Here is a 16,419-nt window from a genome sequence, read left to right as displayed (position 1 = left end):
ATCACGACGAGCGAGGACTGGCGTTCAGTCACGCGCGGCGGCGAGCTCCAGCTCCAGGCGCGCGGCGAGCACGTTCAGCTCCTTGGCGCGGTAGTGGCCGACCGCCCGCTGGAGGAGCCGGCGATGCTCGGCGTGGTCACCCCTCGTCGCCGCGGCCAGTGCCAGCCACCGGTGCACGTCGCCCCGACCCCAGTGCTCGTCACCGGTGTCGACGATCCGGCTGGCCTCGCGCGCCAGCGCCACGGACCGCTCGTGGTCGCCCGCCCGGGCGGTCAGGATCGCGTCGGCGGCGGCCAGGCTGGCGCTCGAGAGGACGTCGTAGGGGGAGGTGAGCGTGCGCGCCTCCTCGAGGATCGGCATCACCGTCTCGGTGTCCTGGCCCAGCTCGAGTCGGTGCAGGGCCTCCATGAGCAGGTAGGTCGAGGCGTAGACCTGGCCGCCACGCGCCCGCAGCTCCGCGGCGAGTGGCACGAGCAGGTCGATGGCGAGCTCGGACTCGTCGAGACCGGCCGCCGAGAAGTACAGGTCGACCATCCGGCCGGGGGTCGTCGCGACACCGGCGAACAGCTCGGCAGCGAGTCGTCGGGTCGTCTCGAGTGCCCCGGGCAGCCCGAGGCCCGCCTCCGCGCAGGCGAGCAGCCCGAGGTCTCGCTCGCGTCGCTCCCGCGAGCGACCAGGCTGCTGCTGCATCCGGAGCGCGTGTGCGCGAGCCTCCGAGAGGGGTGCGGGTCCGCACATGAGTGCGACGCCCAACTGGTCCTCTGCCTCGCGACGGTCCCCGGGGCTGCCGCTCGTGGCCATCTCCCGCAGGACGGACGTGGCCTCGCCCCAGCGGGCGTGCACCTGGTGGCTCCGGAAGATCGCCGTCAGACCGTGGACCAGCCGGCTCCGGTCTCCCGCCTCACGGGCCAGGCGGACAACCTCGCTGGCCGCCGCGAGGGTCACCTCGGGGTCGAGGTCCTCCGCGGCCAGCAGCCGGACCTGCAGCCGCCCGCTGGCGAGGAACGCACGATCGAGGGCGGTCGCCGAGTCGTCCATGGCGGCCGCGTAGGCGTGCATGATCTCATCGAGATCGACGCCGCTGAGGTCGGCGCTGCCGACGACCAGGCGGGCGAGCAGATCCCGCCGCACCCTGCGCTCGACCCCGGTGAGCTCCAGTGCCCGTCGCAGCAACCCCTCGCACGCCGTCAGGTCGTCGCGGTCCCGGGCATCGTCGGCGGCGGCGGCGAGTGCGACAGCCGCACGGCCGGCCGACCGGAGGGCAGCGTCCGAGCTCGGCGCCAGCTCGGAGTGGTAGCGAGCCGCCTGCTCCCGGTGGTGGGCCACGAAGGCGAGTCGCTCGGGACCGGACTCCTCGTCGTCCGTGGACGCCGTGTGATCCGCGAAGACCTCATGCAGGTCGGCGCGGACCGCCTTCGGCAGGGCGTCGTACGCCGCCTCCCGCACCATCACGTGCCAGAACCGCCACCGCTCGGCGCCGCCGGCCAGCCGCACCCGACGCAGCAGGTCGCGGCGGGCGAGCGACCCGAGCAACCGGGCGACCTCGGCCGGCTCCTGCCCGGTGAGGACGACCGCCTCGTCGGTGCGGAGCTCGAGACCGACGACAGAGCATCGCTCGAGCAGGATGCGCTCCTCGGTCGGCAGCCGGTCGAGACGGGCTGCCAGGAGCGCACTCACCGAGGGTGGGACGAGCGTGCTGACCGGAGCCGGACCGCCTGTCAGCTGCCAGGCCTCGGCCCGGCGCTCCAGGATCCCCGACTCGACCAGGTGGGTGGTCAGCTCCTCGATGAACAACGGGTTGCCGCCCGCCCAGTCGGACACGATGTCGCGGACGTCGTCGGGAACACCGCCGTCGAGGAGGTGCGCCAGTGAGGTGCCTGTCTGGTCACGGGTGAGCGGCTCGAGGCCGAGCATCGAGGTGTTGACCGACCCGGCGCCCCAGTCGGGGTGCTCGTCCAGCAGCTCGGGACGCGCCTGGCAGATCAGCAGCAGGGGCAGGTCGGTGAGCTCGTGGCGCAGCCGGTCGAGCAGCTCGACCAGGGTCGGCTCGGCCCAGTGCAGGTCGTCGAGGGTCACCACCAGGGGCCGGTGCGCCGCCAGGTCCTCCACGAGCCGGCTGACGGCCCACATGGTCTGGTCGCTGTCACCGGCGTCACCGCCCTTGCCGAGCAGCGGCATCAGGAGGTCGACGACCGTCGGGCCGTCGGCGGTGTCGGCGAGGGCCAGTGAGAGGGCATGCCGGGTGACCTCCTCGGACTCGTGGCCGGACAGGTCGAGCGACTGGCGCAGGATCTGGACCACGGGCCACCAGGTGATGCCCTGGCCGTAGGACACGCACCGACCACTGACCACCCGGGCCCGCTCGCCGATCCGCAGCAGGAACTCGTCGACCAGCCGCGTCTTGCCCAACCCGGGTGCCCCCAGCACGGTCACGACGTGGCTGCGGCTGAGCTCCAGAGTCCGTTCGAGGGCGTCGTCGAGGGCGCGGCTCTCACGCTCCCGGCCGACCAGCGCGCCGTCGTTGCGCCGGGCCCGGCCACGTTCCACGTCCAGGACCCGGTGGAGCCGGTAGGCGGGCACGGGCTCGGCCTTGCCCTTGGCCGCCACAGGCTCGACCGCCTCGACCTCGACGGCGTCGCGCACCAGGTCGTACGTCGACCCACCCAGCAGGATGGTGCGCGGCGCGGCGGCCTGCTCGAGGCGGGCGGCGGTGTTGACCGCGTCGCCGGTGGCGAAGGAACCGCCCGCCCGGGCGGCGCCTGCCACCACCGATCCGGTGTTGACGCCGGTGCGGATCGTGAGCGCGACGCCGAGGGTGCGGGTGAGCTCGTCGGACAGTGCGGCTACGCCCAGGTTGAGCTCGTGGGCGGCGCGGACCGCGCGGAGGGCGTCGTCCTCGCGGATCTCGGGGATCCCGAAGACGGCGAGGACGGCGTCGCCGACGAACTTCTCGACCGTGCCGCCGTGCCGCTCGACGGCCGCCCGGGCGACCTCGAAGTAGCGGCCCATCACGGCGCGGTAGGCCTCGGGGTCGAGCTGCTCGCCCATCGCGGTCGACCCGGTGACGTCGGTGAAGAGCAGCGTCACGGTCTTGCGGACCTCGGGCTCGGGGGCGACCGCGACCACGGGGGTGCCGCACTCGAGGCAGAACTTCGATCGATCCGGGATCTCGGCCGCACAGGCCGCGCAGGTGGTCGCCATGTCAGCGCAGCTCCTCCAGCAGCTGCTCCATCCTCTCGACCCAGAAGTGCAGGTGCTTGGCGGCGTAGAGCTCCCGGGCCTCGGTCAGCAGCCGGCGCTGGGCCTCGCGGTCCCCGCGCTCGCCCGCGACCTGGGCGGCATAGCGACGGATGTCGGCCTGCTGCGCCAGCATGTCGCTGCGATCGACGACCTCGATGGCCTCGGCGGCCCGTGCCTCGGCCACCGCGTGATCGCCCCTCCGGGCGGCCAGGAAGGCGTCGCCGGCGGCCAGGAGCGCCACCGAGATGACGTCGTGCGGGCTGGTGTAGCCGCGCGCCTCGGCGAGCATGCCCGCCGCCTCGTCGTCGGGGTCGCCGCGCTCCAGCAGGCTGCAGGCCAACCAGGCGAGGTAGGTCGAGACGTAGGACAGGCCGCCCAGGGCACGGTTGCGGTCCACGGACTTGCGCAGCTGCGCGATCGCCACCGTGAGGTCGCCGGCCATCATGGCGCACTCGGCCATCAGCATCTCGGACAGGTGGTCGGTGGGGCTGATCTCCATCAGCTGGTCGAGGGTCGCGAAGGCGTCGGGGAGGACCGACGGGTCGAGCCACGACCGGCCGGTCAGGGCCAGCAGCCGAAGGCGGGTGGTGCCCGCCGGGGTCAGCCACCCGGCGCCCTCCGCCAGCTGTCGCTCGGCGTAGCTGATCAGGTCCTCGGCCGGACGGGGACCGTGGATCACGATCGCGCCCATCATGATCTGCGCCAGCAGGCTGTCCTGGGCGCCGCGCTCGTCCGCGAGGGTGACCGCCACGCGCTCGGCCGCCGCCCATTGGGCGCGCATTATCTGCGCGTGGAAGAGGGCCAGCCGCCCCTCGACCACGCGACGGTGGTCCCCGCTCTCGGTCGCGAGCCGGACCACCTCGTGTCCGGCCTCCTCGACGAGCGCCGGGTCGACGTCGTCACCGACCTCCAGGCCTGCGAGCAGGCGCTGGGCGAGCAGGTAGGCGTGGTCGAGCGGCGTCGCCGTGGCGTCGAGCGCCGCCTCGTACCGGTCGAGCACGGCCGTCAGCTCGGCGCTGCGGCCCTGGTCGTTGTGCAGCTGGGCGAGCTGGTTGAGCAGGAGCCGTCGCACGGACAGGTCCGGCACCTCGAGGTCGACGGCCCGCTGGACCAGCGCGTCGGCGGCGGGGAGGTCCTGGCGCGTGCGTGCGAGATCGCCGGCCGAGGCCAGGGCGGTCGCGGCCCGGACGACGAGCGCCTCGGTCGCCGCGTCACCGGGCATCAGCTCTCGCCGGTAGCGGGCGGCCTGCTCGAGGTGGTGCCCGACGAAGGCGAGCCGCTCGGACCCGGCCTCGCCGTCGGAGGCCTCGATCCGCTCGGCGAAGCGCTGGTGGAGCTCAGCGCGCACCGCCTTCGGCAGGGCGTCGTACGCCGCGTCGCGGACCATCACGTGTCGGAACGCCCAGGACTCGCCGGCGTGGTCACGCACGCGGCGGAGCAGGTCGCGCCGGGTCAGCGCGGCCAGGAGAGCCGGCACCTCCGCGGCGTCGAGGTCGCCGTCGGCCATGGCGTGCGCGTCGTCGAGGGTCAGCTCGAGGCCGATCACCGAGACCCGCTCCAGAAGCCGGCGCTCGGCGAGCGGCAGCCGATCGAGACGGGCGGCCACGAGCGCGGCCACCGTCGGCGGCACCTGCGCGGAGTCGAGGCTGCCGCGGAGCGCCCAGTCGTCGCCCTCGCGCACCAGCAGTCCCGTCTCGACGAGGTGCGTGGCGATCTCCTCCACGAACAACGGGTTGCCCCCGGCCCAACCGGCCACTGCTGCGACCACCTCGTCGGGCACGCCCGGCCCGAGCAGCGCCGTGAGGGAGTGTCGGGTCTGGTCGACGGTGAACGGCTCGAGCCCGAAGGTCGTGCAGTTCATCGACCCGCGGCCCCAGTCAGGGTTGTCGTCGAGCAGCTCCGGGCGGGCCTGGCAGATCATCAGCAGCGGCAGGTCCTGCACCTCGTCGCGGACCCGTTCGAGCAGCTCCAGCAGGGTCGGCTCGGCCCAGTGCAGGTCGTCGACGGTGACCACGAGGGGCTTGCGGAGGGCGAGCTGCTCCAGCACGCGGCGTACGGCCCAGAAGGTCTGGTCGCTACCGCCCGCCTGCCCCGAGCCGCCCAGGATCGGCAGCACGAGGTCGACGACCTGGCCGGCGTCGGGGGTCTCGCCGACCAGCGCGGAGAGCGCGTGCCGGGTGACCTCCTCGGACTCGGTGCCGGTCAGGCCGAGGGCCTGGCGCAGCAGCTGGACGACGGGCCAGTAGGTGATGCCCTGGCCGTAGGACACGCAGCGTCCGGAGACGACGTCGGCCCGGTCCCCGACGCGGGCGAGGAAGTCCGAGATCAGCCGCGTCTTCCCGATGCCCGGGGCGCCGAGGATCGTGACGAGGTGGCTGCGCCCCGACTCCAGCGTGCGCTCGAGGACGTCCTCGAGGGTGCGGGTCTCGCGGTCGCGACCGACGAGCTCGGCGCCGAGGTTGCGGGTCCGGCCGGTGTCGGCATCCCCCACGGAGATGAGGAGGTACGCCGGCACGGGCTCGGCCTTGCCCTTGGCGGCGACCGGCTCGACCGCCTCGACCTCGACCGCGTCGCGGACCAGGGACCAGGTCGTCTCGCCGAGCAGGATCCGGCCCGGGGGAGCGGCCTGCTCGAGACGGGCGGCGGTGTTGACCGCGTCGCCGGTGGCGAACGAGCCACCGGCCCGCGCGCTCCCGGCCACCACCGATCCGGTGTTGACGCCGGTGCGGATCGTGAGCGCGACACCGAGGGTGCGGGTGAGCTCGTCGGACAGTGCGGCTACGCCCTCGTTGAGCTCATGGGCGGCACGCACCGCACGCAAGGCGTCGTCCTCGCGGATCTCGGGGATCCCGAAGACGGCGAGGACGGCGTCGCCGACGAACTTCTCGACCGTGCCGCCGTGCCGCTCGACGGCCGCCCGGGCGACCTCGAAGTAGCGGCCCATCACGGCGCGGTAGGCCTCGGGGTCGAGCTGCTCGCCCATCGCGGTCGACCCGGTGACGTCGGTGAAGAGCAGCGTCACGGTCTTGCGGACCTCGGGCTCGGGGGCGACCGCGACCACGGGGGTGCCGCACTCGGGGCAGAACTTGGCCGACGGTGCCAGGGCACCGCCGCAGCTCTCACAGGCAGCGCCGTCCGGCGTGCCGAGGTCACCCATGGTCGCGAGCCTAACCGCGGGTGTCCGCCACCGGGCCCGATTCGTCGCCGTCCTCTCGGGCCGGCCGGACGCCCGCGTCACGCGCCTTGAGGGCGGCGGCCGTGCGGTCAGGCACCCCCAGCTTGAGGAGCACGTGCGAGACGTGGTTGCGGACCGTCTTCTCGCTCATCGCCAGCCGGCGGGCGATCTCGTGGTTGCCGCACCCGTCCGCGAGGAGGCACAGCACCTCCTGCTCGCGCGTGGTCAACTCCGGGAAGGGGGACTCGGCCGGCGTCGGCGGCCCGGTCAGGAGGGCCGTCAGGCGTCGGGCGACCTGTCCGCCGTAGACCGCGTCACCCGCCGCCACCGCGAGGACGGCCCGCACGATGGACTCCCCGTCGGCGCCCTTGACCAGGTATCCCAGCGCGCCGGCGGCCAGGGCGGCGCGCACGTGCTCGTCGTCCTCGTGCATCGTCAGTGCCAGGACGGCCAGTCCCGGCTGCTCGGCGAGCATGGTCCGGGTCGCCTCGACCCCGTTGACGTCGGGCATCGACAGGTCGGTCACGACCACGTCCGGTCGGTGCAGGGCGACGGCCTCGATCAGCTCGCGGCCGGTGGCGGCCCCGGCCACCACCTCGACCTCCGCGGACTGGTCGAGGACCGCCTGGAGGCCGAAGCGGTACATCGGGTGGTCGTCGGCGACCACGACCCTCACGGTCATGACGCCCCCCAGGGGATGACGGCGTTGACGTGGGTGCCGTGCGGGGCTCGGGCGCTCACCACGAGCCGCCCGCCGAGGGCGCTCGCGCGACGCTGCATCGAGTCCAGCCCGTGCCCGCGCCGCCCGCCGCCGGACAGCCCCGTCCCGTCGTCCTCGATCCCGAGCTCCAGGCAGCTCCCGGTGCATGACAGCAGCACGGTGCAGTGCCGGGCCGCAGAGTGGCGCACGACGTTGGTCAGGCCCTCGGCGACGATCCGGAACGCCGCCTCCTCGACCTGGGGCGGCAGGTCGGGCAGGGGCGTCGCGTGGAGGGCGAAGCGGATCCCGCCGGGCCGGCCCAGGCCCAGGCCGGTAGCGGTCTCGCGCACGGCACCCGTCAGGCCGCGCTCGTCCAGCACGCGGGGCCGCAGCCCGTCGATGACGCGGCGGATCTCCCGCACCGCGCTGTCGGCCTCGTCCCGGGTCCGCGACAGGATCGCCGCCGCCCCCTCCGGGTCCCGGACCAGCGCGTGGCTCGCCGCCTCCAGGCCCAGGGCGATCCCGGACAGCGAGGGCCCCAGCCCGTCGTGGAGGTCGCGGCGGAGACGATCCCGTTCCGCGAGGGTCGCCCGGGTCACCCGGTCCCGCTCCTCGTCGAGCGCCTCGGTCAGGCGCACCGACCAGACGACCATCGCGAGGTGCGGGGCGAGGGCGTCGACCAGCCGGGCATCGGCGCCACTGACCCGTCGCTCGGCCGGCCGGGGACCGATCAGCAGGCTGCCCAGGAGGTGGTGCCCGTGGCGCAGCGCCACCGTGTGGGGCTGGCCGCTGCGGTCGCCCAGCTCGGCGGTCGGGGTGCCGCCATCGTCCAACACGGCGGCGTACGTCGCTCCCGTCGCGGCAGCGACCGCCGTCAGCATCGACGTCACGGGGTCGTCCATGGGCTCGCTCACGCCGGCGCCGACACCGGCGACCTGCTCCAGGGGATCGGCGCGCTCGCCGAGGACCAGGCGGTCCACCGTCCGCCGCAGCAGCCCGGAGACCGGGAAGATCAGCACGGCCACGAGCGCCGACGCGACGACGAGTGGGAGCGGTCCGTCCGGCACCAGCCGGGCCAGGGTGGCGGTGGTGAGGCCGACCACCAGCGCCACCAGCAGCGTCAGCGGCACGTAGAGCAGGGTCCGGCGGACCACGACCTCGATCCCGAGCAGGTTGTAGCGGAGCACGCCGACCGTCACCGCGACCGGGACCGCTGCGTAGACGAAGCCGAAGACCGGCTGGGACAGGAAGGCCGTGGGGACCATCAGGGTCACGATGCCGACCAGCATGGCCAGCTGCTGACGCTCGGGGCTGGTCGCCCGGAAGGTCCGCACGACGGTGCCGACCAGCGTGACGGCCGTCGCCGCTGCGGTCACGGCGATGCCGACCGCGGCCAGCGGGACGACCAGCCAGAGGGGCGCGTGGAACGCCTCGGGTGCGTCCGTCACCGAGTCGTTGCCGGCCCCGAAGGCCAGCGCGGCGGCCGACACGAGGAAGACGAGCCCGACGACGGTGACCTGCAGGTGCCGGTGCCAGAAGCGCGAGCTCGGGCGCCCGGTCGGGTAGACGATGGGCAGGATCGTCACGATCACCAGCAACGCCGGGATCCACGTCCACTGGGCGATCCACGCGATCGTGCGCGCCAGGGGGAGGGACCGGTCGGGGTCGGTCACGGCCCGGATCCCGTAGGCGTCGAAGCCCGTCTGGATGCCTTGCAGAACGCCGCTCGCCAGCAGGATCCACCCGATCGCGTTGCGCGGCCGGAGCTGGGTGAGCCACGCGCCGGAGCCCACGAGGACCGCCACGATCACCGTGTGTGCGAGCCACTCGGAGACCGGGTAGCCGGCCCGGACCCCGGGCCGCTCGTTGACGCCGCCCGAGACCGACAGCGGGACGCTGGCCATCAGGGCCAGCGCGAGGGCGGCCAACAGCCACCCGAGGAGGGCGAGCCGACGGTCCCGAATCACCGCCGGTGGGGCAGTGGCCATGCGAGAAGTGTGGACCCGGGTGCAGGCCTGCGACGAGGGGCAGCCGTCCCGGTCGGGCCGGGACATGCTCCCGGGTCGACCGGGTCTGCGGACCGATGCGCCCAGTCCCCGCGGAGTGGTGCAGTGCCGGCACCCGGCCGGACCAACCGGCCCTGGCGAATCGAGACCCTGATGCGACACCACACCACCCTCCGTCCCGCCGCCGCCCTCGCGGCTGGCGTCCTCGTCGCCGCGCTGGCGCCGGGGCTGGCTCTCGCCTCGGCCCAGGCCGGCAGGGCGCAGCACGTCTACGTCCCCGAGGAGTTCGACGGCACCGAGCACTGGTCCGCCCAGGAGAACGCGTGCGGCCCGTGGGCGACGACCTTCCACGAGATCCGGCACGGGGGCTTCGACGTCGTGCGGGCTCCCGGCGGCCAGGTCCCGGGGGAGATCCACATCAACGGTGTGGTCGACGGCTGGATCCAGCTCACGCCCGACGACCCCACGCGGCCGACGTACACCGGCACCTACCGGGAGAAGGCCGACGGTGTCGTGACCGACCTCGACGACGACTCCGTGCGGGTCATGCAGTTCCGGCTCCGGGTCCCGATGACCGGCACCGACGGGTCGAGCCTGCTGATCACGCTGTCCGGCAAGACGACCGTCAACGCCAACGGGACCGTGACCGTGGACCGGTCGCAGGAGTCCTGCTCCTGAGCCGCCCCGTCCGGGACTCCTCCCACGCCCTGCTGGGAGGATGCCCGGGTGAGAGACGTCGCCATCCTCGGATCCACCGGGTCCATCGGCACCCAGGCCCTCGACCTCGTGCGCGCCAACCCGGACCGCTTCCGGGTGGTGGCCCTGACCGCCGGCGGGTCCAACCCCGACCTTTTCGAGCAGCAGGTCGCCGAGTTCGCGCCGGCGTACAGCGGGCTGGGGGAGGAGGCCAGCATCGAGGCCGCGTCCCGGTCGTGCGACGTCGTGCTCAACGGCATCACCGGCGCGGTCGGCCTCCGCCCGACGCTGGCCGCCCTCGACGCCGGCAACGTCCTCGCCCTGGCCAACAAGGAGTCGCTGATCATGGGCGGCCCGCTGGTCCTCGAGCGGGCGGCCCCGGGGCAGATCGTGCCGGTCGACTCCGAGCACAGCGCGCTGGCCCAGTGCCTGCGCGGGGGCACCGCCGAGGAGGTACGCCGGCTCGTGCTCACCGCGAGCGGCGGCCCGTTCCGCGGCCGCACCCGTGCGGAGCTGGCCGACGTGACCCCCGAGCAGGCCATGAACCACCCGACCTGGGACATGGGCCCGGTCATCACCATCAACTCCGCGACCCTGGTCAACAAGGGGCTCGAGGTGATCGAGGCGCACCTGCTCTTCGACATCCCCTTCGACCGGATCGAGGTCGTCGTCCACCCCACCAGCGTCGTCCACTCGATGGTGGAGTTCGTCGACGGCTCGACGCTCGTGCAGGCCAGCCCGCCGACGATGCTCATCCCGATCGCGCTCGGCCTGAACTGGCCCGACCGGGTGCCCGACGCGGCCCCCTCGGTCGACTGGACCCGACCCGAGACCTGGGAGTTCTTCCCCCTCGACGACGAGGCGTTCCCCGCCGTCGCCCTGGCCCGGCGCGCGGGCGAGGCAGGGGCCACCGCGCCTGCCGTCTACAACGCCGCCAACGAGGTCTGCGTCGAGGCCTTCCGCGCCGGCCGGCTCGCCTTCAACGACATCGTTCCGACAGTTGGCGCCGTGCTCGCGGAGCACGACGTACCCTCGAAGGAGCACCTCACCGTCGACGACGTTCTGGCCGCCGACGCGTGGGCCCGTGACGCCGCCGCGGCCACGATCGAAGGACTCGAAGGAACCGGATGACCGCCCTGTACTACACGCTCGGCGTGGTGATCTTCATCGTCGCCATCCTGGCCTCGATCGGCCTCCACGAGCTCGGCCACATGATCCCGGCGAAGAAGTTCGGCGGGAAGGTCACCCAGTACTTCATCGGCTTCGGGCCCACCGTGTGGAGCAAGCGGGTCGGCGAGACCGAGTACGGCGTCAAGGGGGTCCCGCTCGGCGGCTACGTCAAGATCGTCGGGATGCTGCCGCCCCAGAAGGGCACCGACCGGCTGCGCGAGAGCAGCACCGGCCTGTTCACCCAGCTGATCTCCGACGCGCGGGCGGCCGAGGCCGAGCACGTCCAGCCCGGCGACGAGGACCGCCTCTTCTACAAGATGTCGTGGTGGAAGAAGGTCGTCGTGATGGCCGGCGGCCCGACGGTCAACATCCTGATCGCCTTCGGCATCTTCCTGGTCGTCTTCGGCACCTACGGCAACCCCGGCGACGTCCGGATCAGCCCGGTCGTCGACCACGTCGAGGCGTGCGTCGTGCCCGCCGACGAGGACGGCCGCGTCTGCACGGCCTCCGACCCCGTCAGCCCGGCGAAGCTGGCGGGCCTGCAGGTCGGCGACCGGATCACCGCCTTCAACGGCACCGAGATCACCGGCTGGAAGCAGCTGCAGTCGCTGATCCGTGCCAACGACGACGGCGCCGCGAAGATCACGGTGCTGCGCGACGGCGCCGAGCAGGTGCTCACCACCAACACCACCGTGGCGCTGCGCCCGACCTCGGAGACCGACGACACCAAGATCCAGGTCGGCTTCCTCGGCTTCACCCCGCACGCCGCTCTCGGCACCGGCGGCCCCCTCTACACCGTCGAGCAGATGGGCACGATGACCAAGCAGACGGTCGTCGCGCTCGGGTCGCTCCCGGTCAAGGTCTTCGGCGTCGCCAAGGCGATCGTGGGCGCGGAGCCGCGCGACCCGCAGGGCCCCGTCAGCATCGTCGGCGGCGGCCGGCTCGCGGGGGAGACGGTCTCCCAGGCGGCCTTCCCGCTGGCCGACAAGGCCGTCTTCCTGCTGATGCTGATCGCGGGCTTCAACTTCTTCATCGGGATGTTCAACTTCATCCCGCTGCTCCCGCTCGACGGCGGCCACATCGCGGGCGCCCTGTGGGAGGCGGCCCGCAGGGCCTTCGCCCGACTGCGCGGGCGCCCCGACCCCGGCTACGTCGACGTCGCCAAGCTGTTGCCGATCGCCTACGTCGTGGCCAGCGCGCTGCTCGTCATGGGTGTGGTCCTGATCGTCGGCGACCTCGTCGTACCCGTCCACCTCTACTCGTGACCCGCGCCAGTAACCTGAACGCATGACCGAAGTCAGCCTGGGCATGCCGTCGGCCCCGCCGCCCGTGCTCGCCCCCCGCCGCAAGACCCGCCAGATCAAGGTCGGGAGTGTCGGGGTCGGCAGCGAGTCGCCGATCAGCGTGCAGTCGATGACGACCACGCTCACCTCCGACGTCAACGCCACGCTCCAGCAGATCGCCGAGCTCACCGCGACCGGCTGCGACATCGTGCGCGTGGCCTGCCCGAGCCAGGACGACGCCGACGCGCTCGCCGAGATCGCCCAGCACTCCCAGATCCCGGTCATCGCCGACATCCACTTCCAGCCGAAGTACGTCTTCGCGGCCATCGACGCCGGCTGCGCAGCGGTCCGGGTCAACCCGGGCAACATCCGCAAGTTCGACGACCAGGTCAAGGAGATCGCGCGGGCCGCCAAGGACCGCGGCACCTCCATCCGGATCGGCGTCAACGCGGGCTCCCTCGACAAGCGGATCCTCGACAAGTACGGCAAGGCGACGCCCGAGGCGCTCGTCGAGTCGGCGGTCTGGGAGGCCAGCCTCTTCGAGGAGCACGACTTCCACGACTTCAAGATCTCGGTCAAGCACAACGACCCGGTCGTCATGGTCCGCGCCTACGAGCTGCTCGCCGCGGCCGGCGACTGGCCGCTCCACCTCGGCGTGACCGAGGCCGGCCCGGCGTTCCAGGGCACCATCAAGTCCTCGGTGGCCTTCGGCCATCTGCTCAGCCAGGGCATCGGCGACACCATCCGCGTCTCGCTGTCCGCGCCGCCGGTCGAGGAGGTCAAGGTCGGTCTCCAGATCCTGGAGTCGCTCAACCTCAAGCCGCGTCGCCTCGAGATCGTCTCCTGCCCGTCCTGCGGCCGTGCCCAGGTCGACGTCTACAAGCTGGCCGAGGAGGTCACCGCGGGTCTCGACGGCCTCGAGGTGCCGCTCCGCGTCGCGGTCATGGGCTGCGTCGTCAACGGCCCGGGGGAGGCCCGCGAGGCCGACCTCGGCGTCGCCTCCGGCAACGGCAAGGGCCAGATCTTCGTCAAGGGCGAGGTCATCAAGACCGTCCCCGAGTCGCAGATCGTGGAGACCCTCATCGAGGAGGCCATGCGGATCGCCGAAGGCATGGAGGCCGTCGACGGCGCCTCCGCCTCGGTCTCCGTCTCCTGACCCGACCGCCGAGTCGGCGCACCTGCCGTCTGCGGGTGGGGTGCGCTGCGGTAGCCGATCGCGTCTCGCCGTCAAGGAGCTCCGCCCGCTTCGCGGCGCCTTCGGCGTCCTTGACTGCGAGCCTCGCGCGATCGGCTTCAGGCGGCGGTCGGGGCGAGGCTCCGCTGCGCTCCGCCGCCGCCCCGCCCCAGGCGCACCCCGAGCGGCCCCAGCGGTGAGCCATGAACCGAACCCGACCTGGAAACGGTTCATCACCCACCGCCCGGCCGACCCGACGGTGAGCTAAGAACCGAACCGTGCGGCGAAAGGGTTCACAGCTCACCGCTCCCGCCGCCAGCGGGCCACCCGCGCGGGCGCCAGTCACCCCCGGCAGTTGCGCCGACTCGAGCGTCTGGGCGTCTGCAGTAGCGCCGAGTCGACGTCTGTGTTGAACGTCCGGCGAACAAGCCGACGAATCTCGTCCAGAACCGTGACGCGGCGCGCTGGGCAGCGCATAGTTCAGCCTGTGACGATCTCCCGACGACAGCTGCTCGGCGCGGCGGGGGCCACCGGCCTCGCCGCGGCCGCCGGCGCCACCCGCTGGTGGCCCGAGGACGCAGCCAACGCAGCCAGCTCCACCAGCACCCGGACCGACACCACGAGCGTGCTGCCCGCGCCGGGCAAGTCCGGCATCGAGCACGTCGTGGTGGTGATGATGGAGAACCGCTCCTTCGACCACTTCCTCGGCTGGCTGCCCGGTGCCGACGGCAAGCAGGCGGGCCTGACCTACAAGGACCGCTACGGCGTGCGTCACCAGACGCACCACCTCGAGGCCTTCGACAGTTGCGGCTTCAACGACCCCGACCACTCCTACGAGGGTGGCCGGATCCAGCTCAACGGGGGCAAGTGCAACGGCTTCCTGCGGTCGGGCCGCAACGACCTGCTCGCGATCGGCTACTACACCGACGCCGACCTGCCGTTCTACGCCGGCGCGGCCCGCGACTGGACGACCTTCGACCGCTACTTCTCCGCGGTGATGGCCGAGACCTACCCCAACCGCTTCTACATGCACGCCGCACAGACCGACCGGCTGCACAACAACACCAGCCAGTGCACGCTCAAGACGATCTGGGACCGGCTCGCGGCCAAGGGCGTCTCGGGCAAGTACTACTACAGCGACGTGCCCTTCACCGCGCTCTGGTACGGCACCCACCAGGACATCTCGTTCCACTTCGCCGACTTCCTCACCGACGCCGCCGCGGGCACCCTGCCGGCCGTGTCGTTCGTCGACCCGCGCTTCCAGGACGAGGAGTCCGGCACCTCCAACGACGACCACCCGCACGCCGACGTGCGCGCGGGCCAGGCCTTCCTCAACCAGGTGTACGACGCGGTGCGCAACGGTCCGGGCTGGGAGAAGACCGTCCTGGTCATCAACTACGACGAGTGGGGCGGCTTCTACGACCACGTCCCGCCCACCACGGCGCCGGACGTCTCGCCCAAGACCGCCCTGCGCGGCTTCCGGGTGCCGGCGCTGATGATCTCGCCGCTGGCCCGTCGCAACTACATCTCCCACCACGTCTACGACCACACCTCGGTGCTCAGGATGATCGAGTGGCGCTGGGGCCTCAAGCCGCTGACGCCCCGCGACGCCAACGCCCGTAACATCGCCGAGGTGCTCGACTTCGGCAACCCACCGAACACCGCGTCCCCGACCTACACCGTCCCCACCGTCACTCCTCTCGGCTGCGCGACCGCGCCGAAGGAGGAGGGTGGCGCCGAGTTCGCCGAATGGGGTGAGCTCAAGGAGCTCGCCCTCGACCAGGGATGGAGACTCCCGAATTGATCGCCCGACGCACCCGCCTGGTGCTGCTCGCCGCCACGGCCCTCGCCCTGGTCCTGCCGCCGGCCGACGCCGCGTTCCGTCCGACCACCCAGCAGTCGGCCCACACGGCCGCCGTCCGCACGGCGCCCCTGCAGCGCGCCGGCACGTCGGCGTACGTCCCGCCGATCAAGCACGTGTTCGTGATCAACATCGAGAACAAGGGCTACGACAAGACCTGGGGCGACACCTCCGAGGCGCCCTACCTCGCCAAGACCCTGCGCAAGCAGGGCGTGCTGCTCGACCACTACTACGGCACGGCGCACAACTCCCAGCCCAACTACATCGCGCAGGTCTCGGGGCAGGGCCCCAACCCGGTCATGCAGTCGGACTGCCAGACGTTCTCGACGTTCGTGAAGACCGGTGACCAGGACCCCGGCCAGGCGGTCGGCCAGGGCTGCGTGTTCCCCGAGGAGGTCGCGACGCTGCCGCGCCAGCTGACCGACAAGGGCCTGTCGTGGAGGGGCTACATGGACGACATGCGTCGCCCGTGCCAGCACCCGGCCGTCGACCAGCCCGACCCGACGCAGCACGCGACGGCGACCAAGAACTACGCCGTCCGGCACAACCCCTTCGTCTACTTCATGTCGATCATCGGGCACCAGAAGTACTGCGAGCGGCACGTCGTCGGGATGAAGCACCTGCGCAAGGACCTCCAGACCGCGCGCACGACGCCCAACCTCGTCTACATCACCCCCGACCTGTGCCACGACGGCCACGACGCCCCGTGCGCCGACGGGCGTCCCGGTGGGCTGACGTCGATCAACACGTGGATGAAGAAGTGGGTGCCGATCCTGATGGCCTCGCCGGCCTACCGCCGCAACGGCGCCATCTACATCACCGCCGACGAGTCCGACGGTCCGCAGACCGACGCCACCGCCTGCTGCGGCCCCGAGACCTCCGCCAACAGCGCGATGCCGGGCATCTCCGGCCCGGGTGGTGGCCGGATCGGCGCACTGGTGCTGAGCAGGTTCGTCAAGCCCAACACCTGGAGCACGACCCCCTACAACCACTACTCCCTGCTCGGGTCGATGGAGGAGATCTTCGGGGTCGACAAGCTCGGCTACGCCAACGATCCCGGGGTGGAGACGTTCGGCCTCGACGTCTACAACTCGGGCTGGGACAACTGACTGGG

General features: G+C 72.4%; 10 protein-coding genes. 6 read left to right on the top strand and 4 right to left on the bottom strand.

Annotation, left to right across the window (positions count from 1 at the left end; translation table 11 throughout):
* Positions 1–24 precede the first annotated feature (24 nt).
* The 4 genes from FB382_RS11835 to FB382_RS11820 are packed head-to-tail and all read right to left on the bottom strand — an operon-like array spanning position 25 to position 9,103.
* On the bottom strand, positions 25–3,201 hold the full coding sequence (locus FB382_RS11835) for an adenylate/guanylate cyclase domain-containing protein (protein ID WP_182539373.1): 3,177 nt from the start codon (positions 3,199–3,201) through the stop codon (positions 25–27).
* 1 nt (position 3,202) lies between these two features.
* On the bottom strand, positions 3,203–6,397 hold the full coding sequence (locus FB382_RS11830; RefSeq protein WP_182539370.1) for an ATP-binding protein: 3,195 nt from the start codon (positions 6,395–6,397) through the stop codon (positions 3,203–3,205).
* Between the two features lie 10 nt (positions 6,398–6,407).
* A complete protein-coding gene (locus tag FB382_RS11825) occupies positions 6,408–7,097 on the bottom strand; it encodes a response regulator transcription factor (protein ID WP_182539368.1) in 690 nt (229 codons plus the stop codon).
* Entirely contained in the window at positions 7,094–9,103 is a 2,010-nt protein-coding gene (locus FB382_RS11820) for a sensor histidine kinase (RefSeq protein WP_182539366.1), read from the bottom strand. Before FB382_RS11820 ends, FB382_RS11825 begins: the two co-directional genes overlap by 4 nt.
* A 171-nt stretch (positions 9,104–9,274) precedes the next feature.
* Between FB382_RS11820 and FB382_RS11815 the strand changes: the two genes are divergently transcribed.
* The 6 genes from FB382_RS11815 to FB382_RS11790 all read left to right on the top strand — a co-directional run bounded on the left by FB382_RS11815 (position 9,275) and on the right by FB382_RS11790 (position 16,414).
* Positions 9,275–9,799, top strand: coding sequence for a hypothetical protein (locus tag FB382_RS11815; RefSeq protein WP_182539364.1), 525 nt, complete (start codon positions 9,275–9,277; stop codon positions 9,797–9,799).
* Between the two features lie 48 nt (positions 9,800–9,847).
* Positions 9,848–10,948 (top strand): 1-deoxy-D-xylulose-5-phosphate reductoisomerase, encoded by a 1,101-nt coding sequence (locus FB382_RS11810; protein WP_182539361.1) that lies wholly within the window; start codon positions 9,848–9,850, stop codon positions 10,946–10,948.
* Positions 10,945–12,252: a M50 family metallopeptidase gene (locus tag FB382_RS11805; RefSeq protein ID WP_182539359.1), complete on the top strand. Its 1,308-nt coding sequence runs from the start codon at positions 10,945–10,947 to the stop codon at positions 12,250–12,252. The genes FB382_RS11810 and FB382_RS11805 overlap by 4 nt, the downstream gene beginning before the upstream one ends.
* 22 nt (positions 12,253–12,274) lie before the next feature.
* Positions 12,275–13,426 (top strand): flavodoxin-dependent (E)-4-hydroxy-3-methylbut-2-enyl-diphosphate synthase, encoded by a 1,152-nt coding sequence (gene ispG / locus FB382_RS11800; protein WP_182539357.1) that lies wholly within the window; start codon positions 12,275–12,277, stop codon positions 13,424–13,426.
* A 505-nt stretch (positions 13,427–13,931) separates the two neighbouring features.
* The gene (locus tag FB382_RS11795; RefSeq protein ID WP_343055580.1) at positions 13,932–15,248 is read left to right on the top strand and encodes an alkaline phosphatase family protein; all 1,317 of its coding nucleotides are present in this window, start codon (positions 13,932–13,934) and stop codon (positions 15,246–15,248) included.
* A complete protein-coding gene (locus FB382_RS11790; protein ID WP_246377168.1) occupies positions 15,245–16,414 on the top strand; it encodes an alkaline phosphatase family protein in 1,170 nt (389 codons plus the stop codon). The genes FB382_RS11795 and FB382_RS11790 overlap by 4 nt, the downstream gene beginning before the upstream one ends.
* Positions 16,415–16,419 lie beyond the last annotated feature (5 nt).

The sequence above is a fragment of the Nocardioides ginsengisegetis genome (assembly GCF_014138045.1).
GTDB lineage: Bacteria > Actinomycetota > Actinomycetes > Propionibacteriales > Nocardioidaceae > Nocardioides > Nocardioides ginsengisegetis.
The sequence above is the reverse complement of the archived record's forward strand: the minus strand, read 5'-3'. Positions and strand labels throughout refer to the sequence as shown.

Bases quoted from the DNA above. Each gene is read 5' to 3' on its own strand.
- FB382_RS11835 (WP_182539373.1), bottom strand. From the start codon at position 3,201: ATGGCGACCACCTGCGCGGCCTGTGCGGCCGAGATCCCGGATCGATCG.
- FB382_RS11830 (WP_182539370.1), bottom strand. From the start codon at position 6,397: ATGGGTGACCTCGGCACGCCGGACGGCGCTGCCTGTGAGAGCTGCGGC.
- FB382_RS11825 (WP_182539368.1), bottom strand. From the start codon at position 7,097: ATGACCGTGAGGGTCGTGGTCGCCGACGACCACCCGATGTACCGCTTC.
- FB382_RS11820 (WP_182539366.1), bottom strand. From the start codon at position 9,103: ATGGCCACTGCCCCACCGGCGGTGATTCGGGACCGTCGGCTCGCCCTC.
- FB382_RS11815 (WP_182539364.1), top strand. From the start codon at position 9,275: ATGCGACACCACACCACCCTCCGTCCCGCCGCCGCCCTCGCGGCTGGC.
- FB382_RS11805 (WP_182539359.1), top strand. From the start codon at position 10,945: ATGACCGCCCTGTACTACACGCTCGGCGTGGTGATCTTCATCGTCGCC.
- ispG (WP_182539357.1), top strand. From the start codon at position 12,275: ATGACCGAAGTCAGCCTGGGCATGCCGTCGGCCCCGCCGCCCGTGCTC.